The following is a 15,345-nucleotide window of genomic DNA, read 5'->3' on the forward strand; positions in this document are numbered from 1 at the left end:
CCGACGTGTCTACTTTCCGGGGGTCAGGCCCACCGCAATGCCCGAATACCAAGAAGCAGTAACCAGACTCAACGCCGAACAAGCAGGACAACCACCAGAGGAACCACCCGACAGCAGCTAACCCCCACAGCCACCAAACACAGAAACGGCAGAAAGGACACCGCCAACCACCGACCCCGCCAACCCAAAGATGGTTGACGGGCACATCGGCGATCCCTAACCACGATTCACGCGCTTCCCGCCGGGAGTTAAGCCCTTAAAGGGCCAAACCCGCCAACCGGAAAATGATTGACGGGTTTGCTGTCGTGCACTGATGCAGCTCGAGCAGGCCGAGCCTTGCGGCGGCTGACCGCGTTGGGGCGAAGACCAGAGGTGGTTAGTCGAGGGTCGGCGTGGGGTCCTCGCCGATGACAACTTCCACCGTGACGGCATCAGGGCGCAGGGTCTCTTCCAACTGAGCAGCCACGACGCCGCCCTCCGCCTTAACGGTTCGTGTAATGCGCAAGACGGGTTGGTTCCGACCCACTCCAAGGGCCTTCTGCTCCTCCGTGCGCGCGGTGGCGGCCACGAGGGAGTCCCGCTTAAACACGGGCACCAGGTCAAGCTCCGTCAACAGCTCGGTCAGCGGCTTTTGAACGTCCTCTTCCGTGAGGTCCGAGGCCAAGGCCTGCGGGATAAAAAGGGTGGAGGCCATGATGGGCGAGCCCTCGGTCAACTGCACCGCGCGGCATTCCCACACGGAATCACCTTCCTCAATCCCGAAGGTGGAAGCGAGATGCCCAGGCACCTCAATCAGCGTCAGCGACAACACCCGCACCTCAACATCGAGGCCATGCTCACGCAGCTGGTCAAGCGCGCTGCGTCCGCTCGTCAGGCTCAGCGTCGGCGGGGTGGCACGCACGAAGGTGCCACCGGTGCGCCCGCGCTTGCGGTCAATGAGACCTTCGATCTGGACGATGTCCAGCGCGTGACGCACCGTCATGCGCGCCACCTTGTATTCCTGGACTAACTCCCGCTCCGTGGGAAAGCGGTCACCCGGCTTCAGTTCGCCGGATTCAATCTTGCTCCGCAGCGAATCCGCGATCACCAAATAGGCGGGGCGGCGACGTTGAGAGGTGGACACGCCTCATCACTGTACCGTGCGCTGCGTTTTTCGCATCTTGAGAGAAAATGCGGCTCCTACTTGCGCTGATTCAACTCAATGCGCGGGCGTACGCGAATCTCCGTAAGCTGCGTCGTCGGGCCAGCATCAACGGTGGCGCGGATGGCCTTCGCCACCTCCACAGGAGCGATGACATGCTCTGGGTTGTAATCCTGCAGGCCCTGCAGCATCGGGGTATCCGTCGGGCCCGGCGCGACGGTGGACACGCGGATGCCGAGTTCGCCGAGGCGGAGGCCGTCGGCAAGCGCGTACAAAGCATGCTTCGTGGCGGCGTAAATGACGTTGTCACCATAGGAGTGAATGCCGGCACCGGAGTTAATGAACACCGCAAGCCCCTCCTCCGCGCGCAGCGCGGGCAGAAGCAGGCGGGTCAGCTCGGCTGGCACGTGAACGTTGAGGTCCATCTGCGCGCGCCAATCCTCCGGCCGAGCGCTTTCCACCGAGCGCTTATCCGCCCGAGCCGCCGCGTGTACAAGCACATCGACGCGCTCCAGCGAAGACAGTTCGGCGGGAAGCGGTGAGCCGTCGAGAAGCGACAGCAAATCGATTGCCACCGGCACGATGTTCTCCGCCTCCGGCAGCTCCCCGGCGCGCCGCCCCAGGGCATACACGCGGTGGTCCCGGGCAAGGTCCTTGATGATCTCCGCGCCCATTCCACCCGTCGCACCAGTTACAACGGCAGTTTTCACCATGGTTGTTCCTCCTTCTCGTTAGCGGAAGCGCTTCGGCACATCCGGCTCCCCCAGCGTCAGCATCAGGCGGTTGGCCCAGTTGAAGAACGCGGTGGAGTTGATGACATCGATGATGGCTAGGGTATCGAATCCCACGGCCTCGAGGCGTTCAACGTGGGAGGCGTCGAAGGCAAAGGGTGACTCGGTCAGGGCCAGGGCGGCATCGCGAATGGCGGACCACTGCGCCGAGCCCAGGTCAGCATCTACGCCCTCCTCGAGCAGACGGTCAATCGCCGCGGCGTCACCGCCCTCTTCCTTGGCGCGCTGCTGGTGCACCGACGCGCAGTACTCGCAACCGTTGAGACGCGATACCACCGTGGCGGCCAGCTCACGCTCGGCGCGGCCGAGTCCGCCGTCGGTGTTGTAGAAGATGTCCAGGTCCGTGAGCGTGCGCGCCTTGAGCGCGGCCGGATCGCGGGCGAGCAGACGGAAGTACTCCATATCGATGCGCTCGGGCTTAATGAGCGCATCGCGCTGCGCGTCTGTGAACTCCTCCTTCGGCTGCGGCGGCACCCACGGCTTCCAGCCCAGCGAGTGCGCTACAAAGCCCTGCGGCTTGGCGACGTCCGGCACCAGCGTCCCCTCCCCCGGCACCCACTCCGGGGTCTGTGTGGGACGCGGCGCCTCAGTCACGGGCGCGGGCTGTGCAGTACCGGCAAGCACGGAGAGGCCGTGCGCCACGCGCAGCTGGAAAGACAGGAAGCTGACCAGCTGCGCCAGCGTCACGATGTCATCGTCGGACCAGCCGGCCGCCTGCAGGTGACCAATCGCAGCTGGAGAAGCATCCTTGGGGTGGAAGACCAGAAGGTGGGCGAAGTCGAGGGCGGCGGCGAGGCGCTGGGAGACCTCGAAAAGCGTGAAGCCGCCATCAATATACGGGCCGGTGGTGATGCCGCTCTCCACCGCGCGGGATATTTCGACGGCGAGTTCCTCCGACTCCTCCGCCAGCAGGTCAGAATAAAAGGCGACGGCAGGCGTCGCCTGATACACGCCCGCCACAAAGGTAGCGATGGCGTAGCGTTCCGCATAGCTGAACGTGCCGGGCGTTGAAGGTTCGAGGAGCGCGGCGAAGGAGGCCTGCGCATTCTCCTTGGCTTCGGGGCGGCGCTCGCGCAGCTGGGCGACGTCCTCGCTTGCATCCGACAGTAGGTTAATGATGTCTGCCATGAACTAATCCTTTCTTGATCGGCCCCAGGCTACAGGCCGAGGTTGAGGTCGCCGGCGCGGTAGCGCGAGCCGGGGATGGCCTCGATAAGCTTGCGGGTAAACGGCGATTGCGGGTTGCTAAAGACCTCGGCCGTGGGCCCGCATTCCACCTGCTGGCCCTTCGAGAGCACGGACACGGTATCGGAGATTTGGTTGACCACAGCTAGGTCGTGCGAGATGAAAATGTAGGTCAGGCCAAGCTCCTCCTGTAGCCGGGCCAGCAGCCGCAGGATCTGGGCCTGCACGGTGACGTCGAGGGCGGATACTGCCTCGTCGAGGATGACCAGCTCCGGTTCCACGATCATGGCGCGCGCGATGGCCACGCGTTGGCGCTGGCCGCCGGAGAGCTCGCGCGGACGGCGGTCGTAGTAGTCCGGGTTCAGCGCCACCAGGTCCAAGAACTCCTTGGCCTTTTCCTTGGCCGCGCTTGCACGCACCCCCTTCAAGTTCCGCAGCGGCTCCGCTACCGTCTGGCCAATCGTCTGCTTGGGGTCCAAGGAACCGTAGGGGTTCTGGTAGACCAGCTGGATGTTGTTACGCTCTTCACGCAAGGCCTTGCCGCGAAGGCCTACGATGTCGCGCCTGCCGACGGTGATGCTGCCCGCAGTCGGGGTATTGAACATGGCGATGCTGCGCCCCGTCGTGGTCTTGCCGGAGCCGGATTCGCCCACGATGGCATGGGTGGATCCCTTGGCCACGGTGAAGGATATGTCATCGACGGCGGTGAAATCACCGAAGCGTTGGGTCAGGCCTTCCACGCGCACCAAAGGTTCGCCCGCGGCGCCATCAGTGGTTGCGTCGGTCTTGGAGGCGGCGTCGCGAGAAGTAGCTGCTGGGCCGGCGTCGGCGACGGTGAGGGAAGGGGCGTCGGCAAGCAGGCGCTTGGTGTAGTCGTGGCGCGGGTTCGTCAGCACCGTGGCGGCCAGGCCTTCCTCGCGAAGCTGGCCGGATTCCATGACCACGACGCGGTCGGCGCGGTCACCGGCCACGGCGAGGTCGTGGGTAATGAAGAGGATGCCCATGCCGAGCTCCGCGCGCATGTCGTCGAGAAGATCGAGGATGATCTTTTGCACGGTGACATCCAGCGCAGAGGTTGGCTCGTCCGCGATGATGAGGTCAGGCTCCAGCGCCACGGCGGCGGCAATGAGCACGCGCTGCTTCATGCCACCGGACAGCTCGTGCGGATACTGGTGATAGCGGCGCGCAGGGTCATCGATGCCGACGCGCTCCAGCAACTCCAACACCTTTGCCTTGCGCTCAGCGGCGGTGCCCACCTTGTGGATGCGCATGCCCTCCTCCACCGAGGCGCCGATGGTCTGGACGGGGTTGAGGGAGTTGTTCGGGTCCTGCGGGATCAGCCCGATGCGTCGCCCGCGCAACTCACGCCACTGACGGCGACGCAGCGAGGTGATATCGCGGCCGTCGAAGGTGATGGTGCCGGCATCGATCGTGGCGTTGGAGGGCAGCAAGCCGATGGCGGCCATAGCGGAGGTGGTCTTGCCGGAGCCGGACTCGCCCACGATGGCGGTCATCTGCCCAGGATGCACCTCGAGGCTGACGCCCTGGACCGCGGGAACGTCACCACCAGCGGTGGAATAGGACACGTTGAGGTCCCGCACGCGCAGCAGGGGCTGCGCTGCATTTTTTGTAACAGACATGTTAGGCCTCCACGGGGAAGTTTTGGGACAGGCGGTTGGCGGACATCACCATGGCGACCAGCGCGATGCCGGGCAGGATGATGAGCCACCAGGCGGTGGCCATGAAGTCGCGGCCTTCGGCAATAATGAGGCCCCACTCCGGGGTGGGCGGCGGGGCGCCGTAGCCCAGGAAGCCGAGGATGGACAACTGCAGGATCGCGGTGCCGAACTGCAGGGTGGCCAGGGCGATGACGGGCGTGAGTGAGTTGGGAAGGATGTGGCGCAAGAGCACCGTGGCGTGGGTGGCACCGGCGCCGTATGCGGCCTCGATGTAGTCCGAGCTGGCCACGGTGATCACCTGGGAGCGGGCCAGGCGCGCGAAGGTCGCCACGGACGTCGCACCGACGGCCACCGCCGCCTGCACGGAGCCAAAGCCCAGCACGATGATGATGGACAGCGACAACAGGATGCCGGGGATAGACAGCAGCACGTCGACCACGCGCATGAGGACGGTGTCCACCGCTCCGCGCAGGGAGCCGGCGAGCAAACCGATGAGCGTGCCGACGACCAGGCCGACGGCCACGGCGATCAGCGCGCCGAGGAGCGACTGGCGGGCACCGTAAACGATGCGCGCATAGAGGTCGCGCCCCACCGCATCCGTGCCCATGAGGTGGCCGGACTCCCCCGGCGCCAACAGAGCTACGTCGGTGCCAGCATAGGGGTCGGCCGAGGTGAACAGACTTGGGAAAAGCGCGGCCAGGAAAGCGATCACGAGGACCACGATGGCGATGATGGAACCCGGCGCGAGCCAGGGATTCGCGGTGTGGCGGCGCGGCGCTCGTGAAGAACGCAGCGGATTGGTGTGCGTCATGCTCATGAGCGCACCGTCCTTTCCGAAGTAGCGGCCGAGGTGGTGGCGGAATCTGTGCTGCGGCGGGCAGCTCGCTCCGGGGCGCTGGCACGCAGGCGCGGATCCAGCACCGGGTAGAGCAGGTCCACCACGAGGTTGATGATGATGTAGGAGGTCGCAGCGATGAGAACCACGGCCAGCAGCACCGGGGTATCGCGGTTCGCCACGGCCTGCGCCACCATGTAGCCCAAGCCGGTGCGGCCAAAGACGGTCTCGGTCACCACGGCACCGCCGACGAGCTCACCGAAGAGCAGGCCCGCCATGGTCAAGGTGGGCAGCAGCGAATTGCGCAGGACAGTTCGCCAGAAGATCCACGCCTCCGAGGCACCGCGTGCGCGCACCGCCTGGACGAAGGGCCGCGATTGCGTCTCATCGATGGAGCGGATCAGCACTTGGATGAGCGGCGCGGCCATAGGAACCGAGAGCGTCACGGTAGGCAGGATGAGGCCCTCCACGCTGCCGGGTTCAATGACGCGCACCCAGCCCAGCTGGAAGGAAAAGAACTGGATGAGCAGGATGGCAATCCAGAAGCCGGGCAGCGAGACCATGAAGGAAGGCAGTCCCCGGAAGAAAGAACCGATGGCGCCAAGCCCCGGCAGCGTGGCCACAAAGGCCACGAGCACGGCCACGATGAGTGCGAGAACGATGGCACTGGCGGCAAGGATGAGGGTGTGGGGAAGGGCGTCGGCAAGCAGCGTGGCTACCGGAGCGCCCGACTGCGTGGAGTTGCCGAAGTGCCCGGTGAGGAAGCCACCCAGGGAGGTGAAGTACTGCACCACGAGCGGCTTGTCGACGCCCATCTCCTCCCGAATAGCCTCAATCTCCGCCTGGGACAGGCCCAGGGCAGGGTCGCCGAAGCGCGACTGGACGGCATCCGATGGCAGCGCCGACAGGAGCACAAAGGCCACGGTGTAGGTAATGAGCAGCACGAGGAGGGCCTGCCCAATGCGGCTGAAGAGTTGGCGGGTTGTCATTTATTTCTCCTCCTCATCCGATGCCGCGGCGTCGATGGACACCTCGTAGAACCACGGGCGCGCCACCGATTCCGGGCTAAAGCCCGAAATGCCTGGACGGACGGCGTAGACCACAGGTTCCTCAAAGAGCGGCAGCGCATAGGCCTGCTCGGTGATGTAGTCCTGGACTTCTTCCGTGGCCTCGATGCGGCCTTCCTTGTCGGGGGTGTCGAGGACGGCGTCGAGAAGCTCCTGCAGGTGCGCGTCGATTGGGGTGCCCTCCGCGTCCTGGTTGAGGAAGGCGTCGCGGTTGTTGATGCCGTAGAGCGAGGTGATGACGTCATAGTCGGCGCGGCCCACCATCGAGTGGTAGATCTGCACCTTGTCAACGTCCTTGGCATCGGCGTTCTGCGTGGCCTGGTCGCCGGCGTTGACTTGGATGCCGATGCCCAGCTCACCCAGCTGGTCCTGCACCATGGTCATGACTTCCTTGGAACGCGGCTGCGGCAACGCGGTATTGGTGCGCAGGACGAGGCGCTGGCCGTCCTTGACGCGGATGCCGTCCGGCCCGGGTTCCCAGCCGGCCTCGTCGAGGAGTCGCTTGGACTCTTCGGGGTCGAAGGCATAGGCGGCGGACTGGTCCTTGTAGGCCAGGCCGGTCTTGGCCACCGTCGAGGTGGCCAGTGGATAAGACTCGGAGAAGAGAACGCGGAGAATCTCCTCGCGGTCCACGCCGTGGATGATGGCCTCGCGCACGCGCTTGTCCTGCAGCAACGGGTGGTCGAAGCGGAAGGCGAACTGGTTGTTCATGGAGTTCGTGCCGCGCGAGATGATGCCAACACCCCGGTCCTTGAGCAGTGACTCCTGCGGTGCGGAGATCTGGCGGGCGATATCGGCCTGGCCGGAGAGGATGGCGCCGGTGCGCACGGATTCTTCGGCGGCGAGGATGTAGTGGACGCCGTCGATCTCCGCGCGCCCTTGGTGCTTCACGGCCGGCGGGGCCCAGTCGTAGTCCTCGCGGGTCTTGAGCTTGAGGTCGGTGCCGATTTCTTCCGATTCCACCACGAAGGGGCCCGAGCCAATGACGTTGACCGCGTTGCCGGGGCCGAAGCCCTCGTTGTCCAAGGCCAGCGTGGAATCGGAGAGCAGGCCGGCGTTATAGGCAGAGGTGGCCTGGAGGAAGCCCGGGGAAGGCTGGGTGAAGTAAAACTTCACGGTGTCCTCGTCCACGACCTCGCCGTGGTCATAGTTGGCGATCTGCTCTGAGCTTGTCAGCGTGCGGGACTTATCGCCGCGGCCGAAGAGGTCGAAGTTGGCCACGACGTTTTCGGCGGTCAGCGGGGAACCGTCGGAGTAGGTGACGTCGGTACGGATATTAAACGTGTACTCCGTGGCATCGGCGTTGACCTTGGGCATCTCCGTGGCGATCCACGGCGAGAGCTCGAGGGTCTCGGGGTCTTGGTACAGGAGGCGATCGGTCAGCTGGTTGACCACGCCGCCGTTGGGATAAAAGCCGGCGGCCGGCGGGTAGAGCGTGCGGAAGAACTGCGGCTCTAGGTAGGTGAGGACGTTGTCCTCCCCGTCCGGCCGCTCCGCGGCGGAGCAGCCAGCTAAGGCGAAGGCTGCTGCCAGGGTGGCGGCGAGTGCGCGTAGGGTTTTCACGGTATTGCTTTCAGAGAGTAGATAGTCGGTTTGAATTGTGTCTACGGATTTAACACAACGTATACTGACCGGTATTATTCCACTAGACAGCACAGTCTAAAAGTTTGAGGTTGATCTTTATGCCCTCCATCGCCATCGTCGGGGCCGGCCCGCGCGGCATCTCGCTGGTCGAGCGCCTCGCGGCCCACCTGCGCGCGACCCCCCTTGAGTCACCCCTGCACCTCCACATCATCGATGATGCCCCGCTGGGCGCTGGCCGCATTTGGGATACGGAGCAGACCCGCACGTTGTGCATGAACACGCTGGCCGGCGCGGTCACTCTGTTCACCGAGCCCAGTTCCACCACCACCGCGCCGGTCCTCGAGGGCCCCATCCTCTACGAGTGGATCCAGCTCCTGCGCGGCGAGCGCCCCGACATCGCGCCTGCCAAGCTGGAGCTTTATGATTCCCACCCGCCGCGCGAGGAGCTAGCCGCTTCCTTTGCCGAGGAACTCGCGCGAACCCGCCCGGAGTCCAACCCTTCCCGCGCGCTTTACGGCGCCTACCTGGAGTGGGTCTTCGAGGTTGCGCTGACTCAGCTGCCGGAGACCGTGGACGTCGTCCAGCACCGCGCCCGCGCGCTGTCCGTGGAGGAGCGCGGTGAGCAGGACGCCATTACACTTTCCGACGGCTCCACCGTCACCGCCGACGCCACCGTCCTGGCCTACGGCTGGCAGGTACCGGCGCTCAGCGAATCCGAACGCGCACTGGCGGAGGCTGCGCACTCGGATCTGCATTGGGTGCGGCCAGATAACCCCGTCGAGCAGCCAGTGTCTGAGGTCCCCGCGGGCGAGAAGGTCCTGATCCGCGGCCTGGGCATGGGCTTCTTCGACATCATGGCGCTGCTCACCATCGACCGCGGTGGTGAGTTTGTGGGGGATCCCTCCACGCGCTCCGGGCTGCGCTACGAGCCCAGCGGTGAGGAGCCGCACTTCATCGTCTCCTCCGGCCGCGGCTACCCTTATATCCCAAAGTCGGAATATCACGCGCTGCCGCCGAAGGCCGCGCTGACCCGTTTCCGCGCCGCGGTGGCCGCACTGGTTCCGGAGGTCGAGCTGGACTTCGGCACGCAGTTGCTGCCGCACATTCTGCGCGATGCCTACGCCGAGTACTACGAGAACCAGGCGCGGGTCGCGCCTGATGCCCTGCAGCGCCCCCTCGCGGATATCATCGCCACCATCGATGCCACTGTGGTGGATGCCAACGACCTAGCAGGCATGGCAGACCAGCTCACCGCAGCCCTCGAGGGCTCCTCCGCGCAGCCTTTGGATCTTGCGCATTGGGCGAACCCACTCGACGATTTCACCGACGGTGAGATCACCGAGTACATCGCCGAAGGCTTAGCGCGCGACATCATCGAGGCCGTCGCCGCCGCCGATTCCCCGCTGAAGTCCGCACTCTGGGCCATCTCTGCCGCGCGCAAGCCCTCCTCGATTGCGGGTTCAGAAGGCCGGATGACATGGGAGTCCCGCACCAGCACGTACAAGGAGTTCATGGCCTTCGGACAGATGGTAGGCTCCGGCCCGCCGCTCTTCCGCACGCGCCAGCTGCTCGCGCTTGTCGACGCCGGCCTCGTCACCTTCCTGGGTCAGCGCCCCCAGCTAGAGATCGGCGAGAAGTTCACGCTGCGTACCGCGCACGGTGAGGCTTCCTCCACCTGGCTTATCGACGCCTGGATGCACTCCCCCGACGTCCGCCGCGCCGGCGACCCACTGGCGGTATCCCTCAACGGGCGTGTTCGCGCGTTCGTCGACCATGGTCAGGCCACCGGCTCGCCGGAGACGACGTGGAACCGCCGCGTGGTCAACCCCGGTGGCATCGAGGACCCGCGCTTGCACATCGTGGGCATCCCCACCTATTCGCAGTGGCCGGACACCACCATCTCCCCCATGCCCGGCACGGACCCACTCATGCTGCAGGAAACCGACCGCACGGCCGGCTCCCTGCTCAATTCCCTCTAATCACACACAGCGAAAGCGCCGAGGCTCAAAACCTTGGCGCTTCGGCGGTTTTAGTGAAGGGCGTCGAGGGCCTGCTCCAGGTCCGCGAGCAAGTCATCGATGGACTCGATGCCCACCGAGATGCGCACGAGGTCTGCCGGTGGCACGAGCTCGGAGCCCTCAGCGGAAATGTGCGTCATGTTCTGTGGGTGCTCAATGAGGGACTCGACACCGCCAAGGGACTCAGCCAGCGAGATGAGCTTGGTGTTGAGACAAATCTGGCGGGCGTGCTCCTCGCTGTGGAAGCGCACGGACAGCATCCCGCCGAAGCCACGCATCTGCTTCTTAGCCAGCTTATGGCCCGGGTGCGAGGGCAGGCCCGGGTAGAGAACCTGCTTGACCTCTGGGCGGGATTCCAGGAACTCGGCCACGGCCTGCGCATTGGAACAGTGGCGATCCATGCGGACTTCCAAGGTCTTGATGCCGCGGGCGGTGAGGTAGGCGTCGAAAGGCGAGGACACCGCGCCGACGTTGCCCTGGAAATAGAGCAGGCGCTCATCCATCTCCGCGGAGTTGGTCACGACCGCACCACCCAGCACATCCGAGTGGCCGCCCAGGTACTTCGTGGTGGAGTGCAGGACGTGATCCGCGCCCAGCTCCAAAGGATTCTGCAGGTAGGGCGTGGCAAAGGTGTTGTCGACGACAATCTGAGCGTCGGTAGCCGCCTTAACAACCTCAGAGACTGCGGCGATATCCGTGATCGTCGTCGCCGGATTGGTCGGGGTCTCCAACCAAATGAGCTTGGTGTTCTCTTTCAACGCCGCCTCTACCGCCGCGGCATCGGCGGTATTGACGATGGACAGCTCGATACCCCACTCACCATAATCATGGTGCAGGAGGCGATACATGCCGCCATAGGCATCGTTGCCGAGGATGACGTGGTCACCTGGACGAACAAGAATCCGAATGAGGGTATCGACGGCCGCCATGCCCGTGGCGAAACAGCGCGCATACTCGGCATTCTCGAGCGCCGCGAGGGTCTTCTCCAGAGAATGAACGGTGGGGTTAGCCACTCGCCCGTACTCATAGCCGCCGCGCAGCTGCGCGAGGCCATCCTGCTGGTACGTGGTGGAGGCGTAGATCGGTACGTTGATGGATCCCATGTAGGGATCCGGCTGGTAACCGGCATGGATGGAACGGGAGGAAAAGCCAAGAGTGCGGTTGTCAGTCATGAGGCACAATTCTAGACCAAGCTGTTCAGTCGCGGGAAAGACAAGCTTTTTATATTCAGCTCTCTTCCCTACCATCGGTAAGCGTCAGTCGTGAGCGATAGCAGAAAGGACACACGTGACCAGACCAACCACATACCTAAGCGCTTCCTCCGAGCCAACCGACGGGGCTGTCGACGCGGTCACCCGCTGGTGGCAAACAGAAAACATGCAGTCCTGGCTCATCGACAAACCCATCGGCATCGCGCTCATCCTCATCGTCGCCATCATCGGCAGCTGGCTGCTGCGCCGGCTCATCACCAAGCTGGCTGATAACAGCATCAAGAAGGGCAAGCTCAGCTCGCCGCTCTCCCCGCGCAAAGCGCACAAAACAACCGACAAGGTCCTCGAGCAAACACAGGAGGCTCGGCGCACCTCCCGCATCCAGACCCTCGCCGGCGTTGGACGCTCCGCGGTTGCCATATTCGTCTGGGTCTGGGCAGCGCTCGCTATCTTGGACAAGCTCGGAGTCAACGTCGCCCCGCTCGTAGCCTCAGCCGGCGTGGTTGGTGTCGCCCTTGGTTTCGGCGCCCAGGCGCTGGTCAAGGATTTCCTGTCCGGCATTTTCATGCTCATGGAGGACCAGTACGGCATCGGTGACACCATCGACCTCGGAAACGGGGTCTTCGGCGACGTGGAGTCCATTTCCCTACGTATTACCACGGTCCGCGATATCGATGGCGCGCTATGGTACGTCCGTAACGGCGAAATCTTGCAGGTGGCCAACCATTCCGACCGCTACTCCGTCGCCCGCGTGCAAGTGCCCATCGCACTGAGTAACGACCCCACCCGCGCAGTCGATGTCATCACCTCCGCAGCAGAGGACGCCGCCCGCGACCCCGAAATCAAGGGCTTCATCCTGGCCAAACCTACGGTCAATGGCATGTCCGGTTTGGAAGTTGACCACATGTCCTACCGCGTTTCCGTCAAGACGCTACCGGGCAAACAATGGGATGTGCAGCGCGCGATGCAGGCGAAAATCCTCACCGCCATGCATACGGAAGGAATTACCACGCCCTACCCGCGGGGGATGGCTATCTTTGATTTGGAAGAACCCAGCCTGACGCGAAAGGAAGATTAGGCGTGCAACCAACGAGCGTGTACGAAGCCGTCGGCGGAATGGAGACCTTTGAGAAACTCGTCGGTGGTTTCTACGCCCAGGTGCGCGAAGACGATCTCATCGGGCCGATGTACCCGCAGCAGGATTGGGAAGGCGCGGAAAAACGCCTGACCTGGTTCCTCGTGCAGTACTGGGGCGGACCCCAGCTCTTCTCAGAGAATCGCGGTCACCCGCGCCTGCGCATGCGCCACGCGCCCTACCCCATCGATATGGCTGCCCATGATCGCTGGCTCGAGCTCATGGGCAACTCCTTAGCGCAGATCGACGAGGAGACCATCCCGCCGGCCTACCGTGCGGTGATTTGGGACCACATGGAGCGAGTAGCGGCGATGCTCATCAACCGCGCACCCTAAAGCCCGAAGGCCTCCTTCACGGGCTGGGACACCAGCTCTCCCCCGCGGGTCATCAGACCATTGGCCAAGCCCGGGAAGCGCTCGACTGCACCGTCGAAGCCGCCGGCAGCCAGGGCGCGCATGTACGGCAAGGTGGCCGAGCCGAGTGCGCGTGCGGAGGTGTTCGCCACCGCGCCCGGCATGTTGGCAACGCAGTAGAAGAGGGTGTCGTGCACCTTGAAGGTTGGCTCATCGTGCGAGGTCTTGTGGGAGTTCTCGAAGCAGCCGCCTTGGTCAATGGCAACGTCGACAAGCACGGCGCCCTTCTTCATGCGCTTGACCACGTCCTCCCGAACCAACTTCGGGGCGGCAGCGCCGGGCACGAGGACGGCGCCGATGACGAGGTCGGCGGCGAGAAGCTCCGCTTCCAGCGTGGCAGGGTCCGACACCAGGGTGCGCACGCCGCCCTGGTACTGCTCATCGAAGCGCTGCAGGACGTGTGGGTCGAGGTCGAGCACCGTGACTTCCGCGCGCAGGCCGTGCGCCATAGCCACCGCGGACGCGCCAACCTGGCCGCCGCCGATGACCACCACTCGCGCCGGTTGGGTACCCGGCACGCCGGAGACCAGCAAGCCACGCCCACCCTGCGTGGACAACAGATGGTGAGTTCCCTCAATGACGGCGAGACGCCCGGCCACCTGGGACATCGGTGTCAAAAGCGGCAGAGTGCCGCGGGCATCGGTAACCGTCTCATAGGCCACGGCGGTGGTTCCGGCCTCAACCAGGGCGTCCGTCAGCGAACGGTCCGCCGCCAGGTGGAGATAAGTGAAGAGCAGCAGATCCTCGCGCAGGTAGCCATACTCGGCCTCGAGCGGTTCTTTGACCTTGACCACCATGTCCGCCGCCCAGGCCTCCTTAGCGGTGGCGACGATGGTCGCCCCCACGGCTTGGTACTCGGAGTCTGGGAAAGAAGCGCCTTCTCCGGCCCCAGTTTCCACTAGAACCTCATGGCCGTCTTTGATGAGTGCGTGCGCAGCGCTCGGGGTAAGAGCGACGCGGTTCTCGTTGTTCATGATTTCTTTGGGTGCCGCAATACGCATCGTGCGAGCTATCTCCTTTTATTGAAGAAACTGAATTCGACCCCTTAATAGTAACGCAAATCACGCTGCGTTGCGGGCGTAGAAACCACACAGTTTTCCCGCGGTGCTGTGCCCCGCCGCAGACTCTGCGGCGGCGAGGCTGGAGACGTTTTAGAACAAAGACAGCCGCGTGGAGTGATAAACACTGCCATAGGGCGCGTCGAGGCGAACCCACCGCCCCTTGCCCGCCACGCGCAGATGGCGGGGGATATCGAGTGACGCAGCAAAGCCCGGAATGAGACCCAAACTCGTGCAGGCGAAGATCATCCGCATAGGAATCTCTACTTGGGTCTCCGCGCTCTCCACGGTGAGCACGGTTTGATTCAACAGGCCTTTCGGCGGGCCCATCGGACCAGAGAATTGCCGGGCTAGCTGCCGGCCTTTATCCGCTAAGTCACGGACGACGTCGACAGGCAATGAATCAATCTCTCGAAACCCCGTTGCCGGCGGCAAGGCCCCCGGCCATGAGGGGTCGCGCGCGGGGCCTAGATCAAGCACCTCCGCCCCGTCCTCTTCAAGAAGGTGTTCGGGGGTGGTGCGGAGGGCGTCGAGAAGCGCCTGCGCCGACACCACTGCCCCATCGCGACCAACGTTGCCTTCGCAGCGCCGCGCTACGACGACATCGAAGGGGGTCGTGACAAAAACCTCAACGTGGGTGGCGTCGTATTGACGCAAGCGCACCGTCGCTGAGGCATCCAGCCCCGTCGCACGAGCGAGGAGGGCCTGTAGCCCCACCCCGCCGTTGTGCAATGTCAGGGATTCACTCTCCATAATTGCGCTGGCCGCCTACTGCTCGTCCAACTCGACGACAGCATTTTCCAGGATGATGGTGCGCTCCTGCTCAGAAACCTCCCGCGGCATCTGGGTATCTGGATCAATGGTGACCTGCACACAGTCGATGACGCAGGCCACCTGGCCTTGCGCGTCCTTGATCTTCTGACGAGTGGTAAACGACGTGGCTCCAAGGCGCACCACCGTGGTCTCCACCGTCACCGTGCCATGCCGTCCATCCCACTTGATGGGGCGGACATAGTCCGCGTCGATGTGGCGAACAAAAGCCACCATGTTTAGGCCACGTGAATAGAAGTGGTGCATGGCAAAGGCCAAGCGCGCTTCCTGCGCCAGCTCGATAAAGTTGGCGTTCATCATGTGGCCGTACATGTCGAAGTCCGACCAACGCACTCCCACGGTGAGCTCGTGGACGTTGTCCTTAGTCTCCTCCGACACAACATTCTGAGCGGGCATT

14 protein-coding genes are annotated in these 15,345 nt (G+C 64.1%); 3 read left to right on the forward strand and 11 right to left on the reverse strand.

The window, feature by feature from the left end:
• Window positions 1-376 precede the first annotated feature (376 nt).
• The 7 genes from HMPREF2822_RS05860 to HMPREF2822_RS05890 are packed head-to-tail and all read right to left on the reverse strand — an operon-like array spanning window position 377 to window position 8,261.
• Window positions 377-1,123, reverse strand: a complete 747-nt coding sequence (locus HMPREF2822_RS05860) for a GntR family transcriptional regulator (RefSeq protein WP_070522251.1) — start codon at window positions 1,121-1,123, stop codon at window positions 377-379.
• Between the two features lie 56 nt (window positions 1,124-1,179).
• The gene (locus HMPREF2822_RS05865) at window positions 1,180-1,854 is read right to left on the reverse strand and encodes an SDR family oxidoreductase (RefSeq protein WP_070522254.1); all 675 of its coding nucleotides are present in this window, start codon (window positions 1,852-1,854) and stop codon (window positions 1,180-1,182) included.
• Window positions 1,855-1,872: 18 nt separating this feature from the next.
• Window positions 1,873-3,060 (reverse strand): alkylhydroperoxidase domain protein, encoded by a 1,188-nt coding sequence (locus HMPREF2822_RS05870; protein ID WP_070522257.1) that lies wholly within the window; start codon window positions 3,058-3,060, stop codon window positions 1,873-1,875.
• Between the two features lie 29 nt (window positions 3,061-3,089).
• Window positions 3,090-4,757 carry a dipeptide ABC transporter ATP-binding protein gene (locus HMPREF2822_RS05875; protein ID WP_070522260.1) on the reverse strand — a complete coding sequence of 556 codons (1,668 nt, stop codon included), beginning with the start codon at window positions 4,755-4,757 and terminating at the stop codon, window positions 3,090-3,092.
• Between the two features lies 1 nt (window position 4,758).
• On the reverse strand, window positions 4,759-5,613 hold the full coding sequence (locus HMPREF2822_RS05880; protein ID WP_070522263.1) for an ABC transporter permease: 855 nt from the start codon (window positions 5,611-5,613) through the stop codon (window positions 4,759-4,761).
• Window positions 5,610-6,620 (reverse strand): ABC transporter permease, encoded by a 1,011-nt coding sequence (locus HMPREF2822_RS05885; protein ID WP_070522266.1) that lies wholly within the window; start codon window positions 6,618-6,620, stop codon window positions 5,610-5,612. The genes HMPREF2822_RS05880 and HMPREF2822_RS05885 overlap by 4 nt, the downstream gene beginning before the upstream one ends.
• A complete protein-coding gene (locus HMPREF2822_RS05890) occupies window positions 6,621-8,261 on the reverse strand; it encodes a TIGR04028 family ABC transporter substrate-binding protein (protein WP_070522269.1) in 1,641 nt (546 codons plus the stop codon).
• Between the two features lie 119 nt (window positions 8,262-8,380).
• On the opposite strand from HMPREF2822_RS05890, the gene HMPREF2822_RS05895 reads away from it, so the two are divergent.
• On the forward strand, window positions 8,381-10,261 hold the full coding sequence (locus tag HMPREF2822_RS05895) for an FAD/NAD(P)-binding protein (protein ID WP_070522272.1): 1,881 nt from the start codon (window positions 8,381-8,383) through the stop codon (window positions 10,259-10,261).
• A 50-nt stretch (window positions 10,262-10,311) separates the two neighbouring features.
• Here the strand turns inward: HMPREF2822_RS05895 and HMPREF2822_RS05900 are convergent, their stop codons facing one another.
• Window positions 10,312-11,472: a cystathionine gamma-synthase gene (locus tag HMPREF2822_RS05900; RefSeq protein WP_070522275.1), complete on the reverse strand. Its 1,161-nt coding sequence runs from the start codon at window positions 11,470-11,472 to the stop codon at window positions 10,312-10,314.
• Between the two features lie 115 nt (window positions 11,473-11,587).
• Between HMPREF2822_RS05900 and HMPREF2822_RS05905 the strand changes: the two genes are divergently transcribed.
• Together HMPREF2822_RS05905 and HMPREF2822_RS05910 are read left to right on the forward strand one after the other, a co-directional pair.
• Window positions 11,588-12,589, forward strand: a complete 1,002-nt coding sequence (locus tag HMPREF2822_RS05905) for a mechanosensitive ion channel family protein (protein WP_070522278.1) — start codon at window positions 11,588-11,590, stop codon at window positions 12,587-12,589.
• A 2-nt stretch (window positions 12,590-12,591) separates the two neighbouring features.
• Window positions 12,592-12,981: a globin gene (locus HMPREF2822_RS05910; RefSeq protein WP_083304482.1), complete on the forward strand. Its 390-nt coding sequence runs from the start codon at window positions 12,592-12,594 to the stop codon at window positions 12,979-12,981.
• Here HMPREF2822_RS05910 and ald read toward each other — a convergent pair.
• The 3 genes from ald to HMPREF2822_RS05925 all read right to left on the reverse strand — a co-directional run bounded on the left by ald (window position 12,978) and on the right by HMPREF2822_RS05925 (window position 15,344).
• A complete protein-coding gene (gene ald, locus HMPREF2822_RS05915; RefSeq protein ID WP_070522280.1) occupies window positions 12,978-14,060 on the reverse strand; it encodes an alanine dehydrogenase in 1,083 nt (360 codons plus the stop codon). The two genes, HMPREF2822_RS05910 and ald, sit on opposite strands and share 4 nt — an antisense overlap.
• Before the next feature lie 150 nt (window positions 14,061-14,210).
• Complete coding sequence (locus HMPREF2822_RS05920; RefSeq protein ID WP_070522283.1) at window positions 14,211-14,870, reverse strand: DUF8185 domain-containing protein; 660 nt, start codon at window positions 14,868-14,870, stop codon at window positions 14,211-14,213.
• 15 nt (window positions 14,871-14,885) lie between these two features.
• Entirely contained in the window at window positions 14,886-15,344 is a 459-nt protein-coding gene (locus tag HMPREF2822_RS05925; RefSeq protein WP_070522287.1) for an acyl-CoA thioesterase, read from the reverse strand.
• Between the last annotated feature and the right edge of the window lies 1 nt (window position 15,345).

The sequence above is a fragment of the Corynebacterium sp. HMSC062E11 genome (assembly GCF_001811845.1).
Classification (GTDB): Bacteria; Actinomycetota; Actinomycetes; order Mycobacteriales; family Mycobacteriaceae; genus Corynebacterium; species Corynebacterium hesseae.